18 protein-coding genes, 2 pseudogenes and 1 riboswitch are annotated in these 22,546 nt (G+C 61.8%); of the genes and pseudogenes, 12 read left to right on the plus strand and 8 right to left on the minus strand.

Going from position 1 to position 22,546, the window contains the following annotated elements; all coding sequences use genetic code 11:
* The first annotated feature begins 100 nt into the window (after positions 1–100).
* From AC07U4_RS22950 to AC07U4_RS22970, 5 genes and pseudogenes are all read left to right on the plus strand, one after another.
* A complete protein-coding gene (locus AC07U4_RS22950; protein ID WP_495197269.1) occupies positions 101–2,359 on the plus strand; it encodes a hypothetical protein in 2,259 nt (752 codons plus the stop codon).
* A 467-nt stretch (positions 2,360–2,826) separates the two neighbouring features.
* Positions 2,827–3,584, plus strand: a pseudogene (locus AC07U4_RS22955) (IS5 family transposase).
* 60 nt (positions 3,585–3,644) lie between these two features.
* Complete coding sequence (locus AC07U4_RS22960) at positions 3,645–3,920, plus strand: metal/formaldehyde-sensitive transcriptional repressor (protein ID WP_495197270.1); 276 nt, start codon at positions 3,645–3,647, stop codon at positions 3,918–3,920.
* Positions 3,921–3,928: 8 nt separating this feature from the next.
* Complete coding sequence (gene dmeF, locus AC07U4_RS22965; protein WP_495197271.1) at positions 3,929–4,882, plus strand: CDF family Co(II)/Ni(II) efflux transporter DmeF; 954 nt, start codon at positions 3,929–3,931, stop codon at positions 4,880–4,882.
* Positions 4,879–5,049: a DUF1289 domain-containing protein gene (locus tag AC07U4_RS22970; protein ID WP_495197272.1), complete on the plus strand. Its 171-nt coding sequence runs from the start codon at positions 4,879–4,881 to the stop codon at positions 5,047–5,049. The genes dmeF and AC07U4_RS22970 overlap by 4 nt, the downstream gene beginning before the upstream one ends.
* A gap of 99 nt (positions 5,050–5,148) precedes the next feature.
* On the opposite strand, the gene AC07U4_RS22975 is transcribed toward AC07U4_RS22970, so the two are convergent.
* From AC07U4_RS22975 to AC07U4_RS22985, 3 genes are read right to left on the minus strand one after another with little or no spacing between them, the layout of a single operon-like run.
* Positions 5,149–6,057, minus strand: coding sequence for a cation diffusion facilitator family transporter (locus AC07U4_RS22975; RefSeq protein ID WP_495197273.1), 909 nt, complete (start codon positions 6,055–6,057; stop codon positions 5,149–5,151).
* Complete coding sequence (locus AC07U4_RS22980) at positions 6,057–6,632, minus strand: cytochrome b (protein ID WP_495197274.1); 576 nt, start codon at positions 6,630–6,632, stop codon at positions 6,057–6,059. The genes AC07U4_RS22975 and AC07U4_RS22980 overlap by 1 nt, the downstream gene beginning before the upstream one ends.
* A 22-nt stretch (positions 6,633–6,654) precedes the next feature.
* Positions 6,655–7,224: a manganese efflux pump MntP gene (locus AC07U4_RS22985; protein ID WP_495197275.1), complete on the minus strand. Its 570-nt coding sequence runs from the start codon at positions 7,222–7,224 to the stop codon at positions 6,655–6,657.
* 80 nt (positions 7,225–7,304) lie between these two features.
* Positions 7,305–7,408: riboswitch (yybP-ykoY riboswitch) on the minus strand.
* Between the two features lie 489 nt (positions 7,409–7,897).
* Between AC07U4_RS22985 and AC07U4_RS22990 the strand changes: the two genes are divergently transcribed.
* From AC07U4_RS22990 to AC07U4_RS23000, 3 genes are all read left to right on the plus strand, one after another.
* Positions 7,898–9,796, plus strand: a complete 1,899-nt coding sequence (locus AC07U4_RS22990) for an FTR1 family protein (RefSeq protein ID WP_495197276.1) — start codon at positions 7,898–7,900, stop codon at positions 9,794–9,796.
* A 668-nt stretch (positions 9,797–10,464) separates the two neighbouring features.
* Positions 10,465–12,450 carry an ATP-binding protein gene (locus AC07U4_RS22995; RefSeq protein ID WP_495197277.1) on the plus strand — a complete coding sequence of 662 codons (1,986 nt, stop codon included), beginning with the start codon at positions 10,465–10,467 and terminating at the stop codon, positions 12,448–12,450.
* Positions 12,447–13,784 (plus strand): PP_RS20740 family protein, encoded by a 1,338-nt coding sequence (locus AC07U4_RS23000; protein WP_495197278.1) that lies wholly within the window; start codon positions 12,447–12,449, stop codon positions 13,782–13,784. The genes AC07U4_RS22995 and AC07U4_RS23000 overlap by 4 nt, the downstream gene beginning before the upstream one ends.
* Before the next feature lie 35 nt (positions 13,785–13,819).
* Here AC07U4_RS23000 and AC07U4_RS23005 read toward each other — a convergent pair whose 3' ends face one another.
* Both AC07U4_RS23005 and AC07U4_RS23010 read right to left on the minus strand, forming a co-directional pair.
* Entirely contained in the window at positions 13,820–14,875 is a 1,056-nt protein-coding gene (locus AC07U4_RS23005; RefSeq protein ID WP_495197279.1) for a DNA cytosine methyltransferase, read from the minus strand.
* A 400-nt stretch (positions 14,876–15,275) separates the two neighbouring features.
* Positions 15,276–15,617 carry an SWIB/MDM2 domain-containing protein gene (locus AC07U4_RS23010; protein WP_495197280.1) on the minus strand — a complete coding sequence of 114 codons (342 nt, stop codon included), beginning with the start codon at positions 15,615–15,617 and terminating at the stop codon, positions 15,276–15,278.
* 282 nt (positions 15,618–15,899) lie between these two features.
* Between AC07U4_RS23010 and AC07U4_RS23015 the strand changes: the two are divergent.
* Together AC07U4_RS23015 and AC07U4_RS23020 are read left to right on the plus strand one after the other, a co-directional pair.
* Positions 15,900–16,100 (plus strand): annotated as a pseudogene (locus AC07U4_RS23015) (SWIM zinc finger family protein); the annotation flags it as partial.
* A gap of 147 nt (positions 16,101–16,247) precedes the next feature.
* On the plus strand, positions 16,248–19,268 hold the full coding sequence (locus AC07U4_RS23020) for a DEAD/DEAH box helicase (RefSeq protein WP_495197295.1): 3,021 nt from the start codon (positions 16,248–16,250) through the stop codon (positions 19,266–19,268).
* A 28-nt stretch (positions 19,269–19,296) separates the two neighbouring features.
* Here the strand turns inward: AC07U4_RS23020 and AC07U4_RS23025 are convergent, their stop codons facing one another.
* Together AC07U4_RS23025 and AC07U4_RS23030 are read right to left on the minus strand one after the other, a co-directional pair.
* Positions 19,297–19,686, minus strand: a complete 390-nt coding sequence (locus AC07U4_RS23025; protein ID WP_495197281.1) for a type II toxin-antitoxin system VapC family toxin — start codon at positions 19,684–19,686, stop codon at positions 19,297–19,299.
* Positions 19,683–19,976, minus strand: coding sequence for an AbrB/MazE/SpoVT family DNA-binding domain-containing protein (locus AC07U4_RS23030; RefSeq protein WP_495197282.1), 294 nt, complete (start codon positions 19,974–19,976; stop codon positions 19,683–19,685). Before AC07U4_RS23030 ends, AC07U4_RS23025 begins: the two co-directional genes overlap by 4 nt.
* Positions 19,977–20,208: 232 nt before the next feature.
* Here AC07U4_RS23030 and AC07U4_RS23035 point away from each other — a divergent pair, with 232 nt between their 5' ends.
* Both AC07U4_RS23035 and AC07U4_RS23040 read left to right on the plus strand, forming a co-directional pair.
* Positions 20,209–20,829: a recombinase family protein gene (locus tag AC07U4_RS23035; RefSeq protein ID WP_495197283.1), complete on the plus strand. Its 621-nt coding sequence runs from the start codon at positions 20,209–20,211 to the stop codon at positions 20,827–20,829.
* Positions 20,830–20,992: 163 nt separating this feature from the next.
* Complete coding sequence (locus tag AC07U4_RS23040; RefSeq protein ID WP_495197296.1) at positions 20,993–21,823, plus strand: hypothetical protein; 831 nt, start codon at positions 20,993–20,995, stop codon at positions 21,821–21,823.
* Positions 21,824–22,090: 267 nt separating this feature from the next.
* On the opposite strand, the gene AC07U4_RS23045 is transcribed toward AC07U4_RS23040, so the two are convergent.
* Positions 22,091–22,351: an arylsulfatase regulator gene (locus AC07U4_RS23045; RefSeq protein WP_495197284.1), complete on the minus strand. Its 261-nt coding sequence runs from the start codon at positions 22,349–22,351 to the stop codon at positions 22,091–22,093.
* Positions 22,352–22,546: the final 195 nt, after the last annotated feature.

Genomic DNA, 22,546 nt, shown 5'->3' on the forward strand with positions numbered 1-22,546 from the left:
GTGTAATGTAGATTCGCCATAAGATTTGTATGTTAGTGTTTCTGTTAACACTTGGTGCCGTCTGGAAGAGCCGGTCTATGCCGCGCCCATTGTGGGTTGTATGACGCCAGCACCCGTGTCGTCGAAAGGTTGGGGTTTGCTACGGAAGGGATTACTCCTCCTGATTGCCCTGACGTCGTGGCCTTGCAGTGCCAACGCGCTCCAGGCCGAAGCACCGCAGCAGGACGACATCGTCGTGACAGGGCGCCGAGAGAAACCCGTCAACCCCCCCAAAGACTCCTATGACACGCGCAGTCTCAACAGCCTGGGCGCCCTTACCATCGCGGAGGTCATCGCAAAGCTGGAGCGCCGTGCCGGCGGCCGGCCTTTCTCGATCCTGGTGAACGGCCGGCGACTGGCGAACATCTCGGACATCAACGAGCTACCGCCGGAAGCGCTGCAACAGATCGACATCCTCGATCGGGCGCATGCGGGCACCTACGGATTAACGTCGCAAAATGACGTGCTCAATCTGGTGCTCAAGCCGAAGTTCGCGTCCGTTTCCGTCGAGGCAAGAGCCAGGCAGCCGACAGAAGGAAGCGCAACGAGCGTTTCCGTCGGCCTGCGATCCGCCAGAATCATCAAAGAGCAGCGGTTGAACGCCGCTTTCACGGTCCAGAACACCGACCACCTAATGGCGATCGACCGGCGAAGGCTTTTCTCTCCAGATCAAGGTGATCCGCTGCTGGATTATCGAAGCCTGCTTCCTTCCGGTCGATCCGCGACGCTGACAGGCGGCATGGCCGTACCGATCGGATCGATCAGCACCAGCCTGTCCGGCTCTGCCAGCCTTATGACATCACGCCAGACCGCCCGCTTCTTCCGTCCTGACAGTGGCGCTGCGGCTGGTGACGGAGGTTCGGAGGTTCGCGGGATCCTCGATACGAGCCGTATGCAATCCTACCAGCTTGGCGCCACAGCATACGGCAGTGTTGGCCGGGCGTCGTGGTCGCTAGAATTGGGCGTAAACCGTGCTGAGAGCCGCAGCGGGAGCCTTGTCGCTGGAAGCATTTCCGACATTACGGATACGGCAGCCGTTCGATCCCTTCCCAGCGCGTTCACGCCGCTTGATGTCAGCAGTTCCTCCACCAGCCTGACGGCAGCGCTGGCCGGCAACGCGCCGCTTGCGCAGATGCCTGCTGGCGAGATCACCGGAAATTTTCGTCTGTCAGGTGTGACACAACGGCTGCGCACATCTCCGGCGACGGAGGACGCAGTAGCTGGCGCGTTCGCCCAGTCACGCTCCCAGGCCCATGTCGGGGTGGACATTCCACTGACGAATTCCGAGCGAAGCATCGTCGGGCGGACGTCGCTGGCAGCGAACGGCGACTATGAGCATGTGAGCGGGGTGGGTGGATTGCCCGCCTACGACCTGACGTTCTTATGGCAACCGGCCGCATGGGTTTCGTTCAACGCAGGTCGCGCGGTGACGAGGACACAACCGCCGCTCGGCAACAACCGGGATCCTGTGATTGTCACCCCCGGGGTACTCGTTGCCGATGCGATCACCGGGCAATATGCCCTAGTGACGCGGATCTCGGGCGGCGCGCCTGGTCTGCTGTCCAGCACGCGGTCCGAACAGTCGCTTCGACTTACGGTGAACAGCACCGTTCGCCGCGTGACGGTTTCGGGGACAATCGAACATCTGCGCTCGCGTGTCGCACGGCCGCTCATCCTGACAGCGTACCCGACGCCTTTGTTCCAGCGGCTCTTCCCGACACGCTTTGGCAGGGATGCTGCGGGCCGGCTCACGACGATCGACGTGCGCCCCTTCAACGGTAAGGCGGAACGCAGGGACGTTCTCAGGCCCAACGTCCATGCGAGTGGATCACTGTCAGGCGAGGATGGCACCTGGGACCTAAGCGTCGCCCATGAATGGGTCTTGAGCGACAGCCTCGTTGTGGCTCCGGGTCGGGAGACGATCGATCTGCTGGCGACGCCGCTCGACGGCGTTCAAGGGGCAAGTCGGCATCGCCTTACTGTCGATCTGGCAACGTCGTACAAGCGGCTGAATGTCCAGCTTGGAGGTAGATGGCGCGCCGCTGCCAATAGCACGGATATAGCCTCAGGCACGGCGGACCGGGTGCGCTATGGTGCGTTATGGACCATCGACAGCGAAATCTCCTTCACCTTCCGGCGGGGCAACGCCAGTGGCGATGAAGCGGGAAAGCCGCTTCGACTCTGGCTGTCCATCGAGAACATCTTCAATCGGCGGCAGCAGGTCAATGATGGTAGCGGCCGGGTCCCGGCCGCGTTCCAGAAGGCGTTTCTTGATCCACTCGGTCGCAGCGTCACCCTCCGCCTCAGCAAGGCACTTTGATGCCGCAACATGAATGAACGTGGATGGATGGACATGGTGCGGTCTTCGATACGTGGTCTCCGCTCGCTCCGTCCTTTTTGAATGGTTCTGCGGTCCAGAAAGGACCGGTCGGTTGCCGGTCCTCGATAAGCATACCTAAAAGGCACCAGTGTGAATCGATCATCGCCGCGGTCTGATGGGGCGGGGCAGGGGGCTACCAATCGGAGGTCCCCTACGAGGCCCCTCCAGCCAGCTTGGCTTTCCCGAAACTCCATCTCCATGAGGCGATTTCGGAAAAATGGTTTTGGGAACAGATTGCGGGAAAACACCATCCCTAAGGGGAAGGGAAGCTGACTGAGTGACGCCGGCCATTCAGCCGCCCTTCGCTTCTGGGAAAACCGGGTTTGCTAGGCCGGATCGACATTCAGGATTCCAAGACGACCTGAAGGCTGATTCATAGGCATCCGTGTTGAGTCGCGGAGCGGGTGATGGGGATCAAGCGATACGAGTTGAGCGAGGCGCAATGGTCGCGGATAGCGTTACTGGTTCCGGGCAAGGCGGCTGATCCGGGTCGGACAGGTGCGGACAACCGCTTGTTCGTGAACGGATGTTTGTGGGTGCTGCGCTCGGGCGCGCACTGGTGCGATCTTCCGGATCGGTACGGCAAGTGGAAGACGGTGCACCGGCGTTTCAGCCGCTGGTGTCATGCAGGCGTCTGGGAACGGGTGTTCGAGGCGCTGACGGCGGACCGGGACAATCTGTATCTGATGATCGACAGCACCATCGTCCGCGCCCACCAGCAGGCGGCGAGCGGAAAAGGGGGGCCAAGGATCAGGCGCTGGGGCGTTCCCGAGGCGGACTGACGACCAAAATCCATATGCTCGCCGACACGTTCGGTCGCCCCCTGCGCTTGCGCATCACACCGGGGCAGGCCAGCGACATCAACTCGGCACCCGCTCTGCTCGAAGGCCAGCGCGCCAAAGCGGTACTCGCTGACAAAGCCTATGACGGCAACGACTTGCGCGACCGGATCACAGGCATGAACGCCACCGCCGTGATCCCCTCAAAGCGCAACCGCAAGGTCGCCATCCCGCACGATGCCGACATCTACAAGCATCGCAACCAGATCGAGCGATGCTTCAGCCGCCTCAAGCATTTCCGCCGCTTTGCAACCCGCTATGACCGGCGCACCATCCACTTCAACGGCTTCGTCCATCTCGCCGCCGTCATGATCTGGCTGCGCTGAATGTCGATCGGCCCTAGGCCTCCTTGCTGCTTAACCGATGTAGAGGTAGGGGGTATGGGTATGTCTCATCTCACTTCGTCCAATGCCGACCTTGTCGCGCGTGTGAAGCGAATCGCCGGCCAGGTCGGCGCCGTGGAGCGGTCGCTCGTCTCCGGTTCCTCCTGCACGGAGGTGCTGCACCTGGTGGCGGCGGTCAGAGGCGCGGTTAACGGCCTTCTCGACGAGATCATCGCCGAGCATCTCGAAGCGCATGTCTCACGCCCGGGCCTTACCGATCAGGAGCGTCACGACGGTGCGGAAGAACTGCTGGCGGTCATCCGCCGCTACGCAAAGTAGGACCGACAATGGCGACTGTCTCCGACCTCACCGGCCATGTGCACGATCACGTCTTCTTAGGCGCAGCGCATGACGAGAACGCACGCCGCACCCGCTGGGTGGTGATGCTGACGGCTGTGATGATGGTGGGCGAGATCGTCGCCGGCTATATCACCAAGTCCATGGCGCTGCTCGCCGCCGGCTTCCATATGGCGACGCATGCCGGTGCACTGTCGGTCGCAGCCGGGGCATATTCCTATGCCAAACGGCACGCGCACGATCGAACATTCAGTTTCGGCACGGGCAAGGTAGGCGATCTGGCCGGCTTCGCGTCAGCGATGGTGCTGGGGCTGATCGCCCTCGGTATCGGCGTAGAGTCCGTGCTTCGGCTTTTCGAGCCGATCAACGTCGCATTCGGGGAAGCCACCATCATCGCGGCCGTCGGCCTGGCGGTGAACATCGCCAGCGCTTTCCTGCTGTCGGGCGGACATGGCCACCATCATGGTCACGGGCACGATCACCACGGGCATGGTCATCAGCATCACGATCACGGACATGCTCACCAGGGCGATAACAATCTGCGCTCGGCCTACGTCCACGTCCTCGCCGATGCGCTTACCTCGGTTCTTGCTATCGCAGCGCTGCTGACCGGGCGGTATCTGGGCTGGGTCTGGATGGACCCGGTGATGGGCATCGTCGGCGCCGTTGTCATCGCTCGCTGGTCATGGACCCTGATGCGCGACACCGCGGCCGTGCTGCTCGATCGTACCGATGCCCATGTCGCAGACGAGGTGCGCGAGCTGGTCGAAGAGCCCGGCGATGCGCGGATCGCAGATCTCCACGTTTGGCGTGTCGGTCCTGAGGCGCATGCGGCCATCGTCGGTGTAATTGCGAACCCCGACGTTAGCGGCGCAGCGATCCGGGATCGGCTCAAGCCGGTACACGAGCTGGCTCACCTGACGGTCGAGATCATTCCACGATGAAAACGCCCTGTGTCGAGCTATGCAGCTTCGATGGTCGGACCGGTTGGTGCCGTGGATGCGGGCGCACAAAGGATGAATGCCGGGGGTGGAAGAAGACGCAACCGCATCAACGCAACAAGGTGACGGCCGACCTGCCGCGGCGGCTGAACCGTTTGGCAGCGAGCTGATCGCGTTCGGGGTTCAGTTTTCCAGACGCGAGCCTGCAAATAGGCATCCAAGATTCCAGCTCACCATCCGTCTGGTAAAGCCGAATTGTCGCAGCCCGGTCAGGCGATTGCCATCGCGCCATGCTTGCGCTTGGAAGCAGGCTCGACGTGGATTGAGATGATGCTGTCGGGATGATCGACCTTCAACGCCGCTTCGATGCGGTCGCATATCGCATGCGAGGCATCCACCGTCATGGCGCCATCGACCACGAGATGAAAGTCGATGAACGTCATCCGACCGGCATGGCGCGATCGCAGGTCATGCGCTTCGAGCGCCCCGGTCATGTTCGCGTCGATCGTCGCCTGCACCGCTGCCAGGTCTTCGGCTGGCAAAGCCGTATCCATGAGGCCACCCACGCTCTCTCGAATGAGCCCCCAGCCGGACCACAGGATGTTCAGCGCGACGAGCCCGGCAAGGATGGGGTCGAGGGTCGCCCAACCGGTCAGCGTGACCAGCAGCACCCCGACGATGACCCCACCGGACGTGTAGACGTCGGTCATCAGATGCTTGCCGTCCGCGACCAGTGCAGGCGATCTCCGCTTGCGGCCGGTGCTGATGAGCAGCCAGCCCCAGGCGCCGTTCAGCGCCGTCGCCGCGGCACTGACGGCCAGACCGAGCGCGGGTGCCTGGAGGGGATGTGGATCGAGGATCGCACCATAAGCTTCGCGCAGGATGGCGAGCGAGGCGACGAGGATCAGCACGCCCTCCAGTACGGCCGAGAAATACTCGGCTTTGGAATGCCCGTAGGGGTGGTTCGCGTCAGCCGGACGCAGGCTAACGCGGATCGCGAAGAATGCCGCAATGGCGGTCACGACGTTGATGATGCTCTCGATGGCATCCGAGTAGAGCGCCACGCTGCCGGTAAGGGCGTAGGCGAGATACTTGAGCCCAAGCACGACGAGGCTGACGGCGATGCTCCCCGCCGCCAGTTTCAGGATGTTTGTCGGCTTCGCGGTCTGCTCGGCCATCAAGGGTTCCGCACCCCGAAAGGCGGCATGCGGTTGGCGATGCGGCTACGATCGACGAACTGGTGCTTGAGAGCCGCACCGACGTGCAGGATCAACAGACCGTAGGTCAGCCAGACCAGCAGGATATGCGCCTGCTCGAAGCTGCCATGCGCTCCTCGAGGAAGACCGGGAATAAACGGCCATGCCAAGCCGCCGATCAGGGGCGTGGTCGAACTGGTCAGCGACGGCTTGCCGGTCGAGACATACATCCAGCCGGTCAGCGGCAAGCCGATCAGGATCACGTAGAACAGCGTGTGGTTGATCCGCGCGAGCGTGACTTCCCAACGCGGCGTCTCCGCCGGCAGGGGCGGTGGGGGATTGGCGATGCGCCAGCCCAGACGACCGATGCTGAGCAGCAGGATCGCAAAGCCCAGCGTCTTGTGCCAGTTGAACCATTCGGTGCGCAGATCGCCGCGCTCCATGTCGGCAAAGGTCCAGCCGACATAGACCTGCGCGACAACCAGCGCGGCGATGACCCAGTGGAAGGCGATGGCGCCATTGTTGTAGCGCGCAACGCCGTTGTGCTGCCTCGTCATGTCCGCGTCTCCCGATTTCCGTTCAAGCGGTAAGATGCTGGAACAGGATCGATCCGCCAATGACAATCAGGGCGACGCCACCCAGCATTTCGGCATAACGGCCGATATAGCTGCCGGCGTGCTTGCCAAGCATGACCCCAAGCGTCGCCACGACCGTCGTCACACCACCGATGACCAGGCAGGCGGTCAGGATGTTGACCTGCATGACGGCGAGGCTGACGCCGACCGCGGTCGCATCGATGCTGGTGGCCAGCGCGGTGGCAATCAGGCGAAAAAGGCTGTTGCTGTCGGCACGGGGAGCATCGAGAGGGTCGGCAGCCCGAATGGCGGCATGGATCATGTGACCGCCGACGCCGAGCAGCAGGAAGAACGCTATCCAGTGATCGACGGCCGCGATCCAGGTGCTGAGGGCCAGGCCGATACCCCAACCGATCGCGGGGGTGATCGCCTCGAAAAACCCGAACACTGCCCCCACCCGGAGCGCGTCGGTCCAGCGGTTGCGTTGATTGGCGGCGCCCTTGCCGACTGCGGCAGCAAAGGCATCCACGGACAGGCTGGCGCCAAGGGCGCCCAGCGTAAGCAGACCAGTCATCGAATTCGTCCCAGGGCCATAACCGAACGATGCAGGTCCACCTCTGGCCACGGGAGAGGTGGTGCATCGTTGGTCTCGCCGGGCAGGCCTGCCGCCTGCTGCCATCGCCACGAACCACATATGGGCTCAAGGATGTTGACGATGGCCCCGCATACCGCGGGTAGCTACTCCCCAAGAGTGATGGCCCAATATCTGGGGGTACGCACCGCGACAATCGTCAAAATGCGATCAATCCAGCCTGACTGATCGGCGCAGCCACTCGCCGACATGTCCTCAGCTATTTTGCGCCTATGGCATGCTGGCCAACAGCGCCGTCCTTCGCGGGTTGGATGCCATGCCGGCTGCTTGTTTGCCGGCCGCGCGTATGGGTTTTAGCCGTCGTGTATTCACCTTTCACGATCCCAGCGGGACGGGGGCGCAAAGCCTTCGGGTGTCATTCCGCCCCCGACCGTACCCGCCACCATCGGGACGCTTTTCAACAACCCGGCTGTGGACCTTGCGAACGCTTCGCATTACTAGCATCATGGGTGGTGCACTAGGTCGATTGATGAACCTTGATCAGGTCGCTGGGGACGGGCCAGCCATCGCTGCCGTGTCGTTGTGGGACGGGAGACAGCTAACGACTCGAACGCCACCGCGGGGCAATCGTACCGTATTGTGCTTACTGCTCGCGATGCTGGCAATTTTGCTACCTGGCACAGCTGACGCGCAAACTGCCTCGCCCGTCCAGACCGCATGGCGACTGCTTGACTATGTGGCGGTCGATTATCCGGAAGCGGTGAAGGACGGCCGGATCGTCAGCGCCACTGAATATGCCGAGATGCAGGAGTTCTCGGCATCGGCGCGCGCTCGCATCATCGAACTCGACAGCTCTGCCGCCAAGCCAGACCTTTTGCGCAAAGCCAGCGCACTTGATCGATTGATTGCGGCCAAAGCCCCCGCAGATGCGGTAGGGACTGCGGCCCACACCCTCGCGGCTGACCTCATCAAGGCATATCCGGTGCCGCTCGCGCCCGTCGTTGCGCCCGACTTCGCACGCGGGCGCGCGCTGTTTGAGCAGAAGTGCGCGAGCTGTCACGGCGTCACCGGGGACGGCGAAGGACCAAAGTCGGTCGGTCTCGATCCTCCGCCGATCGCGTTCCTCAATAAGGCACGGGCGCGCGAACGCAGCACCTTCGCCTTCTATCAGGTGCTGGAGCAGGGGATCGACGGCACCAGCATGGTGAGCTTCGCCGATCTGCCACCGCAGGATCGTTGGGACTTGGCGCTCTACGCCGGCAGCTTCGCCTATCCGGCAAGCAAGGTCGCGGAAGGGGAACGCATCTGGAAGAGCGATGCGGACCTGCGCGCCCGGATCAACATGGAGAAGCTGGTCGGGATGACCCCTGCCAATCTCGCCGGCGAGATCGGCGAGGCAAAGGCCGATGCCGTGATCGCCTATTTGCGTCACAGCCCTGGCGCGGTCGTGCCGAAAAACGCCGGCACACTGTCGCTGGCCCGCGAACGGCTCGGCGAGGCCGTTACCGCCTATGCCCGAGGTGATCGCAAGGGCGCGACCAACCTGGCGCTGTCGGCCTATCTGGACGGCTTCGAGCCGGTCGAGCCGATGCTATCGGCGCGCGACAACGCGCTGATGGTGCGGATCGAAGGCGCGATGGGCGCGCTACGTGCCGGCATCGCCAACGGCGCTTCACCAACGTCCGTGCGCGATCAGGCACGCGCGCTCGACACGCTGTTCGGCGAGGCGGAAACCACGCTTGCGCCCGAACGGGCGTCGGGCGCGTCCAGCTTCTTTGGCGCCTTCACGATCTTACTGCGCGAAGGGCTGGAGGCGCTGCTGATCGTCGTCGCCATGCTCGCCTTCCTCCGCAAGGCCGAACGCCGCGACGTGATGCCCTATGTGCATGGCGGCTGGGTCGCGGCGCTGGTTGCCGGCGCCGCGACCTGGGCCGTCGCCACCTATGCCGTCGAGATCAGCGGCGCGAGTCGCGAACTGACGGAAGGGTTCGGCTCGATGTTCGCCGCGTTGGTGCTGTTGTGGGTCGGCATCTGGATGCACGGCAAGAGCAGCGCCGATGCCTGGCAACGCTACATCCGCGAGAAACTGACGACAGCACTCAACGCGCGATCGGCGTGGTTCCTGTTCGGCCTGTCGTTCGTCGTAGTTTACCGCGAGGTCTTCGAGACGATCCTGTTCTACGCAGCGATATGGACGGGAGGGAACGGCGGATCGGTGTTGGCGGGAGCGGCCTCGGCTGTTGCGGTCCTCGCCGTCATTGCGTGGGGGATGATGCGCTACAGCCGCACGCTGCCGCTCGGGAAGTTCTTCGCCTACAGCTCGGCACTGATGGCACTGCTGGCCGTGGTGCTGATCGGCAAGGGCGTGTCCGCCCTGCAGGAAGCAGGCTGGCTGCCCGTCAACCCGGTCCTTGGCTTCCCGCGCGTCGAAATCCTCGGCCTCTATCCAACAACAGAGGGGATCGCGGCGCAGCTTGTCATGGCGGCGCTGCTGGCGATCGGCTTTGGCCGCAACCGGATCACCGCCGGCACCGCAAAGAAAGTGACTGCCTAAGCGTGTTGAATGTTTCAGGCGGGCTTTGAGAAGGCTGATCCTTACCCAATATTCGATCCTTATTGGACAGTCGAAAGCGGTGAACTGCAATGCGCCTACACCGCCTCGCGGGCGCACTTAAGGCAGAGACAAAAAGTAGAGCTTCGACCCTCATTGGGGATTCTGCGGTGCCGTTTGATAGGGTGCCGTTTGGTATTCCTTGATTAAGACTTTAGGCGGACCAACGGGTCAATCTGAGCCAAATTCTTGACGTTCCTTTGCGGCGCAAATCGGACCGACCAGAGAAGGAACGTTGAGGGTATACTTAACAAAGACTGGTAGAACTGTCATCGAGGCGAACAAGGCAGGGTAGGGGGCCTAAACCTTGAAGCGGAACGGCTGCATTTCTGGTAAATATCGGATAGGCAGCTCTCCGAGAGCAGACCGGGGTTAGCTGCCGTGAGTTCATTTGCCGGTCGCTGGCCTGCGACGTCAGCAGGTGGGTGAAAGCGGGTTGCCACGTCCTCATCGTCAGGTCCTGCGAGACGAACACCCCGCCGTTCTGCAGATTAGATTGACTGACTTGCTCGGCCCAGCTTCGAGCCGCATGAACTAGACGCGTCGATCACGATACCCTTGGCTATGATGGCCATCGCCGTATAAGACGGTGACTCGGCTCAGGGGGCGATGTGAGCGAACCAGTTCTTGTACGACAAGCGGAGGAACTCGACAGTTGGCTGGGCGATCCCGCCAACGAGGGTCAGGTCGTGCAGACGAAGCTCGAGGCGAGCGACAGAGTCATCGCACGCGTCACCGATGGCATCTACCGTCAGCCCGCTTCTGCTCTGCGCGAACTCATATCAAATGCCTGGGACGCCGATGCATCGAGCGTCACGATCCTGACCGACGCCCCTCGCTTCTCCCGCATCTACGTCCGCGACAACGGCCTCGGCATGTCGCACGGAACACTGACGCGACTGCTGAAGAACATCGGAGGCAGTGCAAAGCGGCGCAAGGAGGGCGTCGACCTCGGGATCACGAACGCCGCCGACAAGGACCGCACGCCGGCCGGCAGACCGCTGATCGGCAAGATCGGGATCGGCCTCTTCTCGATTAGCCAGCTGTCCCGGCGCTTCCAGATCATCACCAAGGTGAAGGGCGAGCCTTACCGTCTGCTCGCCGAGATCAAGCTACGCGCCTACTCGGACGATGGCGGAAATCAGGTCGAGGCCGAGGAAAGCGACGATTACATCAGCGGCGACGTCTTCATACGGCGCGAACATACGGGTGATATAGACGCCCATGGCACCGACATCATTCTGGACGATGTCAAGCCGCTGGTCCGCGACATCCTTCGCAGCGCGGAGCGCTGGCAGGCGGTTGCCGAACGCGACGCGGCCCTCGCGGCCGGCGACCTTGACACCTGGACGAGCATGCGAGCCGAAGCACCGACTTACCACTCGGGCTTCATTGAGAAGATCACGGATCCGTCGAATAGTCCGGTGCTCTTATCACGGGAGCCGAAGCTGCCTTGGAGCATCCAGGATCCCGCCGACGTCCGGATGGCCAAGCTCATAGACGCCGTGGAAGGAGAGTTCTCACGGCTCGACCGGCCCGATCTCGCGAATACGCTCGACACATACCTCGAGATGATCTGGAGCCTTGGTCTCTCGGCTCCTGTGCCATACGTCGACAAACATCCCTTCGACCTCACGGCGGACGACAACGTCGCGCCGTTCTGGATCACCAAGGAGCGAGGACGCGGCCAGCCACTCAGGCTTGATCCCGGCCAAACCGTGCGGGAGGCGGTGCGCCAGCAGGTGGCCGGCAACCCTGAGCTGGAGGCGGGGCTCGACCCGGCAGGCGGCTTCCAAGTGCTCATCGACGGCGTCCTCCTGAAGCGGCCGATACGGTTCAAATATTACAAGGCGGACGCCAAGAGCCTGGAGCAGGCCGTCCTTTTCGTCGGTCACTACGAGCCAGACTTGACTAGGGTTCCGCTACAGCAGCGTGGCGGCGAGCTCTCCCTAGACGCATATCTCTTCTGGACGGGTCGGGTGATCCCGAAGGAGAACAACGGCGTCCTCGTGAGGATCAGGGGAGCTAGCGGGGCCCTCTTTGACCAGACGTTCTTCAAATACCAGGTCTCGGAGCAGACGCGGTTGCGCCAGATCACCTCCGAGCTTTTCGTTGAGCGTGGCCTCGACGCTGCACTCAACATCGACCGCGAATCGTTCAACTTCGCGCATCCTCACCTCCAGCTGGTCACACTGTGGTTTCATGGCGCTATTCGTCAGTTGACGAACAGGCTTAAGGATGAGGCGGCGCAGCTGCGTGACGTGCGGAAGGCCGGGGAGGCCGAGGCCGCGAGTAGCCTGCTTACCCAGCGGGTTGAGCAGGTCTGGCAGGCCCGGAAGGGGAGCAGTCCGCTTCCCGTCGTGTCTCTGGTCGACAACCGGCAGCAGGCGGCACAGGCAAGGGGGGCGGGCGCCCTGGCCATCGTCAGGCCGCCCATGCCTGCCGGCAAGCCCGGGGATCGCTCCACTGGCGAAAGGCAGATCGCCGCGCTGACGCAGGTGCTGTCCGCCTACGACGTCTTCGAAAACAGGACGTATGACGAGCAGCAGCAGATCATCGAGGCGATCTTCGCCGTCTTCGTAAGTTCCGAGAAGTGAGCGCCCCGGATCGCGGCACCGGCGGAAACCCGGTTGTGGAAGCCGGAGGCGACGAGATCAAGGTAACACCTCTGACTGCCTCTGCGGAAAACGACGAGGCGGCCTACGTCGAAGACGGGTACGTGGAGGAGGATTTCGTCAATACGGTGTTTGGCGGAACTGATAAGCGGCAGACTGTCGTTTCCACGCCCGCCAACCGCACGAGTTTCGCTCCTTGGCACCATCCCGTGAAGCAGATCGTGCGGGACTACCAATGGGCTGATCTGGTGAGGAAGCTGCTGTCCGAACATCGCCAAGGTCAGGGACGCGAACGCCTTCGCTACTTCACCCTGCCTGGCGCGGATCTACTAGATGTGCGCGTCCTCGCCGAGGCCGTCGCAGAAATGGGGACGAGGATCGAGTACTTCGGTTTCGATTCCGGTTACGAGGATCAGGCCAAGGGCGAGGTCGACCTGACCGGTGCATACCTCCTCGCGGAATCCGCCCTCCGTCAGGCCGGCAGCATCTCCGATCGCGCCGAGATACTCCGCGACAGGCTCGAGGACATCGCCCAGCCCGGAACGCACGCCGCGGAACGGCTACGTCAACGGGGGGTCTTCGATGTGATCAACATTGATGCCTGCGACCACCTTGGATACAAGCCCGAAGGACGCACAGGCTCGGTGTTCGAGGCTATTGAAAAGCTCCTCGAACACCAGCTTTGGGCCCAGGAACCCTGGCTACTGTTCATCACTACTCGTGCAAACGTGGCGTTGCTCGGAAACCCCGCGACCAAATTGCAGTACGCGATCATGAGAAACATCGACGTCCACCAAGAGGAGTTCTCGGTCCCTCTCGCCGAATGTATAGGGGCGGAGGTCGCCACGATCGCGGCCGACTTGGCGGGGTGTTGGACGGTTCAGAACCTCAGATTTCTCAAGCTGTTCTCCGTTGGCCTCAGCAAATACCTGCTCCATTTCTACCATGCTCAGCAGAATATACGCACGAAGGTCGAGCTCGCCAGCGCGTTCGCATACAAGGTGTCGGGCGACGAGCCCGACATGCTGTCGCTGGCGTTCCGCATCACCCCCAAGGGTCTCAACGTCCTCGCTCCAAGCGCCGGCGGGGGAACTCCTCTTCCGACGGTTGAATTGAGCCACGCGCTTGGGATGGTCTCACGGGTCAAGAAGCTGTGGGACTTGGATCAGGCAATCGCTTCGGACCAGGGTATCCGGGCTGAGGCGGTCGCCGGCACGGAGAAGCTGCTGTCGGCCGCGAACTACGACATTCCGAAGTGGCGGGAGTGGCTCCGGACCCTTCCGGTAAGGCCTTTGATCCTGGACGATGCCGCCTGAACCGACGACATAGTTGCGTTCCGATAGTGCGGTGGCTAGGCCGCGTCTCTCAGGACCGGGGCGCCCTTCAAAAGGCTCACTTCTCGCGCGGCGTCGAGAGTGCCGACGAGCTCTTTGACGGATCCCGCGACGGCATGGGCGAGCGGAGGCGGCACTGCCTCGCTCACCTGCACGATCTGTGAAGATAGTGAGCCCTGCAGCACGTACTTTTCCGGGAAGCCTTGCAACAGCATCGCTTCATACACGCTGAGACGACGCGTGCAGGTGGGGTGGATGTGCACTTCGCGGTGTCCGTAGGCAACGGTCAGGCTTGGCTTCTCCCAAGCCAGCGTCTTGAAACTACGGTTTCGACCATCACCCGGGGTTAGCGCGCCCTCCGTCGAAAATTTTTGGGAGCGAGGTTGCATGCACCAATGGTTGGGATGGTGCGCGATATCGGCCGGGGTCAGGTGCTTCTCGAACTTGGTCGCGTCCGGCAGGTGCCCAATGGCCCGCTTCACCGTGAGCACGCCGGGTTCGGCGATCACTTTATCCGGGGCTTGCCAGGTTTCGCCTCCATACAGCTCAGTATTCACTCCAACGACGAACAGTCGCTCCCTTATTTGGGGGGTGCCATAGTCGGTGGCCAGAAGAATCGCCTTGCTGACTGAGAAGCCCGCCGCCTCGAACCTGCGTTCCATCCGTCGCAACCGATCTTTGTGACGGTCGGTCATGAGCCCCGTGACGTTCTCCATGACAAAGAACTTGACGGGCTTGCGCCTATTAAGGCGCTTGAGGAGGTCAGCGTAGGCAAGCGGGAGCGAATGCCGCGGATCGGCGTCGAGATGCACGGTGTTCGCACGGCTGAAGCTCTGGCAGGGCGGGCCGCCGATGACACCCTCCGGCGTGAACTTCGACCCGTGCAATTTGTCGAGCAAGGGAAGCGTAAGCCTCGAGACGTCCTGCACATGACCATGAGCGGGATCAGGACGATTGCGGTTGTAGGACGCAATCGCATCCTTCCGAAGATCGAAGGCGAGGCCGACATCGTAACCGGCCTTCTCGAACCCGAGATCTAGGCCACCAGCGCCACAGAAGAGGCTCAAAAGCAATATCAGGCCCCCACGTCGAACGCAGCGAACGATAGAGGCGGCACCTCATGAGCGCAAGCGCATAAGCGCCCACGCCCATAACATCAGCACGTCCTACCTAGATCAACGGGGTAGCATACACCACCATGGGTTGGTCGTTTGCGGCCGGCCGAGGTGTTAGTCATGCGACCACGTCCGCTGTCGTAGTGAACATTCCAAAATCTGCTCCGGTCACCGCCGCATGGCAAATCCCAGCCGTGGGCTGTTCGCAGCTTTCATGAGAGTTAAAGATAGCCATCTTCCCGGTTTGGCAAGGCGGCCGCTTCCCTTCCGTTATCAATACAAACCGATGTAAGAAGCTGGAAGCAAGCATGGGGCTCTCCATGACCGAATCTGGGTCAATCCAGACGCCGTGATCCAATCAGCCCTTTGGTGTGGTAAGGTGCCGACTGAGATGCTTGTTCATCTCGAACATACTCACCGATTTCTTGCCGAACACCTTCTCCAGATTATCGTCGGCGTTGATCTGCCGCCGGTCCTTGGCGTCCTGCAGATCGTGCTTCTTGATGTATGCCCAGACGTTGCTAACTACCTCGCTGCGCGGCAGGTCCTTTTTTCCGACGATCTCGGCCAGTTCCGGCGAAGGGGTCACAGGGGCTGTTATGCCGCCGCGCGCACCGCCCGCCGGTTTGCCGGTCTTCTCGACTTTCTTTTCGGCAGCCTTTGTCTCGTCCTTACCGCGCTTCGTCGCCGTACGTGCCATTTCCTCGTCTCCCTAGTCGTCGATGCCGCCATGGCGGATTACTTTCTAGTGATGGTGAACCGCTCCGGTCTGAGCTGTCAATCACGCATGACCTCTTGCCTTAGATCCCCCTTCACCCGCTGATGGGAGTTTCGACGGTAGATGAGGACTCCGTCGACGCCGTACATGAAGTCGCCACGCTCGTACGGCTGGCCCGCCGGCGATGGGCAAGGTAATCTGTCGACCATGCTGCCCGGCGTTACAGATGCCATCATATCCCGCGCCATCACGAACGCGCGGATGATGGAGGCGGGGCGAGAGTATTGGCGGAGTGGCCGTGTCGGCCGGCTGGAAGGCGGCGCGGACGGGGCGGTTGTTTCCGCGGCGGTGAAGGGGACGGCGCGCACCCCTTACCTTGTCGAGCTTCGCTTTCGCCCGGATGCAAGCGTCACGACATCCTGCACGTGCCCGGTCGCGATCGGTTGCAAACATGCCGCGGCGGTTCTGTTCGCGCTACAGGCTGCGAAGACGGCCACAAGACACGATGCCAGCGACGCGAAGTCGGGCTGGAGGAGAAGCCCGGTCGATCATGCGGCACCACGCCAGACGGTGGAACCGCTACCGGCAGCGTTGGCGCAATGGGCGGCAGCAATGAAGCCGCTGATCGAACGGCATGGCACCGAACTATATCCGGCCGCTCGTGCCATCCTGTATGTCGTGAAGGTGCAAGCGGTCTCCGGCACCGCAAGGCTATCCAAGAAGCGGCCGCTGGCAGCGATGACGTCGCCGGGTTGTGCGCTGCGGCTGATCATCGAGCCGGTCGATGTTGCGCTCGATGTCGGCGGCAAGCCGACCGGCAGCGGCACCAAAGTGTACGCGGGCAGCCTCTACCCCGGTTACGGCAGCCCGGCGCATATGAGTGACGAGGATCGCCTGATCGTTCGCCGGCTGCAGCAGCGGCTCGGCGACACCGATCATGACGGGTGCCTGTGCGGGGCAGGGGGCGCCGACCTGCTCGAACGCATCATCGCGACGGGTCGATCGCGTTGGGAGAACCCACGCGGGCCGGTGCTGTCGTCACAGGCGGCAGCGACGGCACGGCTGACGTGGATGCACGACGATCTCGGTCATATGCGGCTGTCGGTCGACGGCATCGGCTCGGACAGCGTGGTGGCGCTGTCTGCTCCACCGGTCCTGATCGATACGGTCGGCGGGGCGGTCACCCCGCTCGACCTGGGGGTATCCACGGTGATGGCGGAGCAGCTGCTGCGACTGCCGCCTGTCGGCCCGGAAGCGGTCGCGGGGCTGGCAGCGCGCTGGAGTGATCTGGTGCCGGGGGAAGTGCCCGCGCCTGTCGCCCCCGATATCCGGGACCTGGGCGTGATCGCGCCGGTTCCGGTCGTGTCACTGTGCATCGACAAGGTTGCCATCGAAAGCTGGTCGCGCTCACGCTACGGCTATGACCGTCGCATGCAGGTGCCTTGCGCGCTCGCCCGGGTGAGCTTCGACTATAAGGGGATCATCGTCGACCCTGTGACGAACGATCGGACGTTGCTGCTACGCGAAGGCGACGCGCTCATCCGCTTCACGCGCGACGAGGATGCGGAGGACGCGGCGTTCAACCGCCTGATGCTCGCCGGGCTGATGCCGCTTCACGACTTTGATGAAGCCGCTCCGGTGGCGCGGCAGGGGTGGGACCAGGTGCCCGATCTGCCGGCATCGGCAGAGGACTTCACCTCGTTCCTGATCTACGAGGCGGAGCCACTGCGCGCTGAGGGCTGGCGCGTCGAGGCCACGGCAGACTTTCCGCTGCGTGTACTGCCGGTCGAGGTGGAAGGCCTGTCCGCCGAGGTGGTGCCGTCCGGGATCGACTGGTTCGATATCGAACTGGGCGTGACCGTGGACGGGGCACGGATCGACCTCGTTCCCGCGCTGCGACAGATGCTCACGACATTCGATGCCGGTGAATTCGACGCGCTGAGCCGCGACCTTGCCGACGCGGATGACCTGCTGCCAGTGGCGCTCGGTGACGGGCGGGTCGTGACGGTGCCGGCTGCCGCGATGTTGCCGGTGCTGCGGGCGCTGCTCGCATTGGCCGCGAACGATGCGACGCCGGTCGGAGCTGGCGGTCGGTCGGGGTTCTCGCGGCTCGACATGGGGTTGCTCGGGGAACTGGAGGCGACGACGCCGGCGCTGGCGTGGAGCGGTGCCGACGCGTTGCGGCAACTGGCGCGCGAGCTGACGCAGCTGCGGTTTGCGCCGACGCCGCTGCCGACGGGGTTCACAGCCACGCTGCGGCCATATCAGCAGACCGGCTTCGACTGGCTGGAAGCGCTGGCCCGTGCCGGCTTCGGCGGATTGCTTGCCGATGACATGGGGCTGGGCAAGACCGTGCAGACGCTGGCGCATATCGCGTCGCGCAAGGCGAAGGACGCCGGCCCAGTACTGATCGTCACGCCGACCTCGGTGCTGCCCAATTGGCAGGCAGAGATCGCGCGCTTCGCACCTGGCCTGTCGGTGCTGGTGCGGCACGGCGCCGGCCGCCACGATGCGACTATCCCGATCGGCGGATGCGACGTGGTGTTGACCAGCTATCCGCTGCTGGTGCGCGATGTCGACATTCTCGCCGGAGAGACGTTCGCACTCGTCGTGTTCGACGAGGCGCATGTGCTCAAGAACCCGCGTACCGGCAGCCATGCCGCGGCAAAACGGTTGCAGGCTCAGCGCCGGATCGCGCTGACCGGCACGCCGGTCGAGAACCGGCTGACCGATGCGTGGGCGCTGTTCGATCTGGTGGTGCCGGGTCTGCTGGGATCGCAGCGCGACTTCCAGCGGCTGTATCGCACCCCGATCGAGAAGCACGCTGACGGCGAGGCGCGCGCCCGACTGGCACGAAAGATCAGGCCGTTCATGCTGCGCCGGACCAAGGACGCCGTGGCACCCGATTTGCCGGCCAAATCCGTCATCCAGGTCGCGGTCGTACCTGCCACCGCGCAGATGGCGCTGCACGAGAGCCAACGCATCCTGATGCAGCAGCGCGTGCGTGACGAGATCGCGCGTGTCGGGCTGATGCGCGCACAGATCATGGTCCTGACCGCGCTCACCAGGTTGCGGCAGGTGTGCTGCGACCCGCGGCTGCTGCCTGATTGCGGCACGAAGCCGCCGGGTTCGGCCAAGCTCGAGCGCCTCATCGAGCTGTTGGGTGAGCTGATACCGGAAGGACGGCGGATCATCCTGTTCAGCCAGTTCACGTCCATGCTCGATCTTATCAAGCCGGAACTCGATCGGCTGGGTCACGGCTGGGTCGAGCTGACCGGCACGAGCAGGGACCGCCGGACGCCGGTTGCCCGCTTCCAGGCCGGGGAAGTACCGCTGATCCTCGTCAGCTTGAAAGCGGGCGGCACGGGGCTGAACCTGACGGCCGCTGACACCGTAATTCTATACGATCCATGGTGGAACCCGGCGGTGGAGGCGCAGGCGATCGATCGCGCGCACCGCATCGGCCAGCGCAAGCCGGTGTTCGTCTACCGCATGATCGCCAGTGGCACGATCGAAGAGAAGATACTCGATCTACAACACCGCAAGGCCGCACTCGCCGACGCACTGTGGAGCGACGAGGCGGCGACCTCAGCCGGACTGACGCAGGAGGACATAGACTTCCTGCTCGGGTAGCTGCGCTGAGAGGTATCTGCAGGTTAAGTCAGGAGCGTATCAGTTCGATCCGTAGTCCCTTGACCTTCACCTTCTTCCATTCGCGATCGGCGGTAAGGGCCGGGACGCCGAGTTGCATGGCCAGCGCCAGGCAGGACCGATCACCCAGACCACGACCGTATTGGCGCGTGTGGGCGTGCAGGCCGGCAGCCGCATAAGCCGCACCCACGTCGTGCGCGCGGACGTCAAGGCGAAGCTCGTCCAGCAGTTCGCGGGTGGTAGCCTCGTCGAGCTCACTAAGCAGCAGCTCCTTGATGACCTCCTGGAGGTTGACCGCCGAGATGGCAGCACGCCCGACATGGGGGGCGACCTTGTCGGCACCAGGTTCATCCCGAACCAGCGCCAGCACAGCGGATGCATCAAGGACGACGGATGTCATTGTATGTTTCGATCCTCTTCGACTGATGCAGCCTCTCCGAGATCAGCGGCGTCTTCTGCTTTCCGGTCATTCAGGAAATCATCAGTCGTCCGCGCATGTTTGGCATGTTCGCGATAGAGCGCTTGCGCACGCGATACGCCGTGCCCGATCGGGGACAGGCGCACCTCATCGTCCTCAATCGTCAGGATGACCTTAGCGTCACCATGTAGGCCCATGGCCTTACGCACCGATGCTGGCAGGACCATGCGTCCATTGCTGGCCACTCGGATATCGATCGTCTGTATAGTCACCGTCACTTCCTAGTCATAAGTGCTAGATCGCACCATGCCACATCGGAGCATATGGCACAAACGTCGCAAGAGCCAACCGTAATTGGCATGTCAGCATATCTGCGTCAATTTGGGTATACCGTGATGGTACATAGACGCCGATACATCTTCGGCGTTCGATCAGGGTCGTTCGCAGTGATATTGAACAGTTGGCTTGGACGGTCTAGAGGCTGATCGAACAGAAAGGGCCTCGATGACGCTTTTCGGCTATGCGCGCGTGTCTACTACGGATCAGGACTTAGGAATCCAGGAAGCGGCGTTACGCACGGCGGGGTGCCAGACGATCCGCTCGGAGAAAAAGTCCGGCACGGAACGCGGTGCCCGCACCGAGTTGCAGATTCTGCTCGACTTCCTGCGCGCGGGCGACACGCTGGTCGTGACCCGGATCGACCGCCTCGCGCGGTCGATGAAGGATCTGCAGGATATCGTCCACGAACTGAAGGGCAGGGGGGTGGCGCTTAAAGCCACCGAGCAACCGATCGATACCGGCACAGCGGCAGGCAAGGCGTTCCTCGACATGTTGGGCGTCTTCGCCGAGTTCGAGACGAACCTGCGCAAGGAGCGGCAGGCGGAGGGGATCGCTGCGGCCAAGGCGCGCGGCGTCTACAAGGGCGGCAAACGCCGCATCGATCCCGACGCTGTCCGCCGGCTGGCGGCCGAAGGCGTCAGGCCTGCCCACATCGCGCGACAGCTTGGGATCTCGCGTGGCACGGTTTATCGATCCATGCGGGGCAATGGCGCGGTACCTGACTTAAGCGCTGCGGCGGAGGGTGCGGTTCCGGATTACGGTGTCGCACATCAGCCAGATTTATGATCCTTCGGGACTGTCAGGCATTCGGTATGCAGGCGGGCATAATGGGAAAGAAGAAAATCCCATATGTCCCGACACAAAGAGCCTGCGGTACCGTACGAGTTGCTAGATCAGTTACTGGCTGTTGGTGACGCCGCCACGACCCTTGCGCAGTATGGACTACAATATGACGAAGTGTAAAAAATTGCAAAATGTTTATATGGTTCTTGTTCATGAGGAACTTGAGTGTATTTTCGATCTTATAGAAAATTTGCGCTTCTTTGATAAATTTTCTTATATTATAATATACGATGGGAGCGATAATACCTCGTTCGTTAAGGAATTGATGCATCTCATTTCCGAAAAAGTTATTATCTGTCCAAAGCCGCATCCCATGAAATGGGGGCGTCTTCATGAGTGCTTTGTAGAATGTGTTTATCACTTGGAAAATATTGAATATGATATAATTACAGTAGTCGACTCAGATCAACTCATGTTGAGAAGCGGCTATACTGAACATATTTCTCGTAGTTTAAAAGGGGAAATAGGCGTATTGTCGTCTAATCCAATATATCATGGGCCGCAGCACAGTTTTGACATGGCAATTTGCGCTCATAGAGAACGTCGGCGTTGGCTCGACTTATTCTCTAAAATAGACCCGCAAATGAGAAGCTTTGTATATTGGACGTTTTGGCCGGGAGCAGTTATAGGGAAAAATGCGGCAACTATTACCGCATCTTTGATGAGAACAAAATCATTTTCTAATTTAATAGCGACGTCAAGGATATGGGCCTCAGAGGAGATCTTTGTTCCGACTTTGGCAAAGGCGGGTGGGTGCGAGGTTTCAATTAACCCATGCTCTTTAGATTGGATAAAATGGAAAGTAGATTGGCGAGTTAGCGATTTGAGTAAAGCTATGAAGTGCCCTACTGCATTTTTTATGCATCCGGTTCCACGGAAGATAGACCATCCAGTTCGAGTCAAAATAAGAGAGATGTTAAAAGGTAAATCCTTTTAACTTTTAGATACGGCTGCTTGAGTGGTGCCCGCGCATTAACTGCATAGCCTTGGGCGGCGTGCCGCAGGCACCCGACTGTGATGGGTAATTGTAGCCGCTCGCAAACGTGGCGGGTTCTGCTCGCCAACAGGGCTGTTTTCTGCTCGATTTAAGCGACAATGGGTGCTGCGTTCTGCTCACCCTATCTGCCAATGTGCTCGCCAACATCCGGCGCTGCTCGCATTTACAACTTCGTGCTCACATTATCGGCCAGCGGAGCGGCGCCGGTCAGCGCGGCACGCGTATGGAGCCGTCCGCGATCCCCTCGGCGACATTGGAGAGCATGACGGCGTAGCGATGGAGGCCGGGAAAGCGGGCTGCGTTCGCCTCGATCTCGCCGCCATATCCGGCATCGAGCAGCGTCTTGAACTCGGGCATGACGTCGAACATGCCGCCCAGCAGATCGATGTCGGATGCGCCGGTGAGCAGCAGTGCATTGGCATAGGCGTTGAGGCGCTTCATGATCGCCAGCATTTCGGTCCTGGTCATGGGGTCTGTCCATCGCGGGGTAGTCCGCGCCCATCATGAGCCACTTGCAGCGATCTGCAAAAACCCTCCTTTCTGACGACCTTGCCGGCGGGCCATGACCGCAACGCATTTCTGCGGCCCGCCGCTTGCCAGAACTGTTTTGGAAACCCGCCTCGCAAAAGCGCCTGCCGGCGACGGGTTTAGAGAACCCATTGG

This window comes from Sphingomonas sp. GW821-FHT02B09 (genome assembly GCF_059421875.1).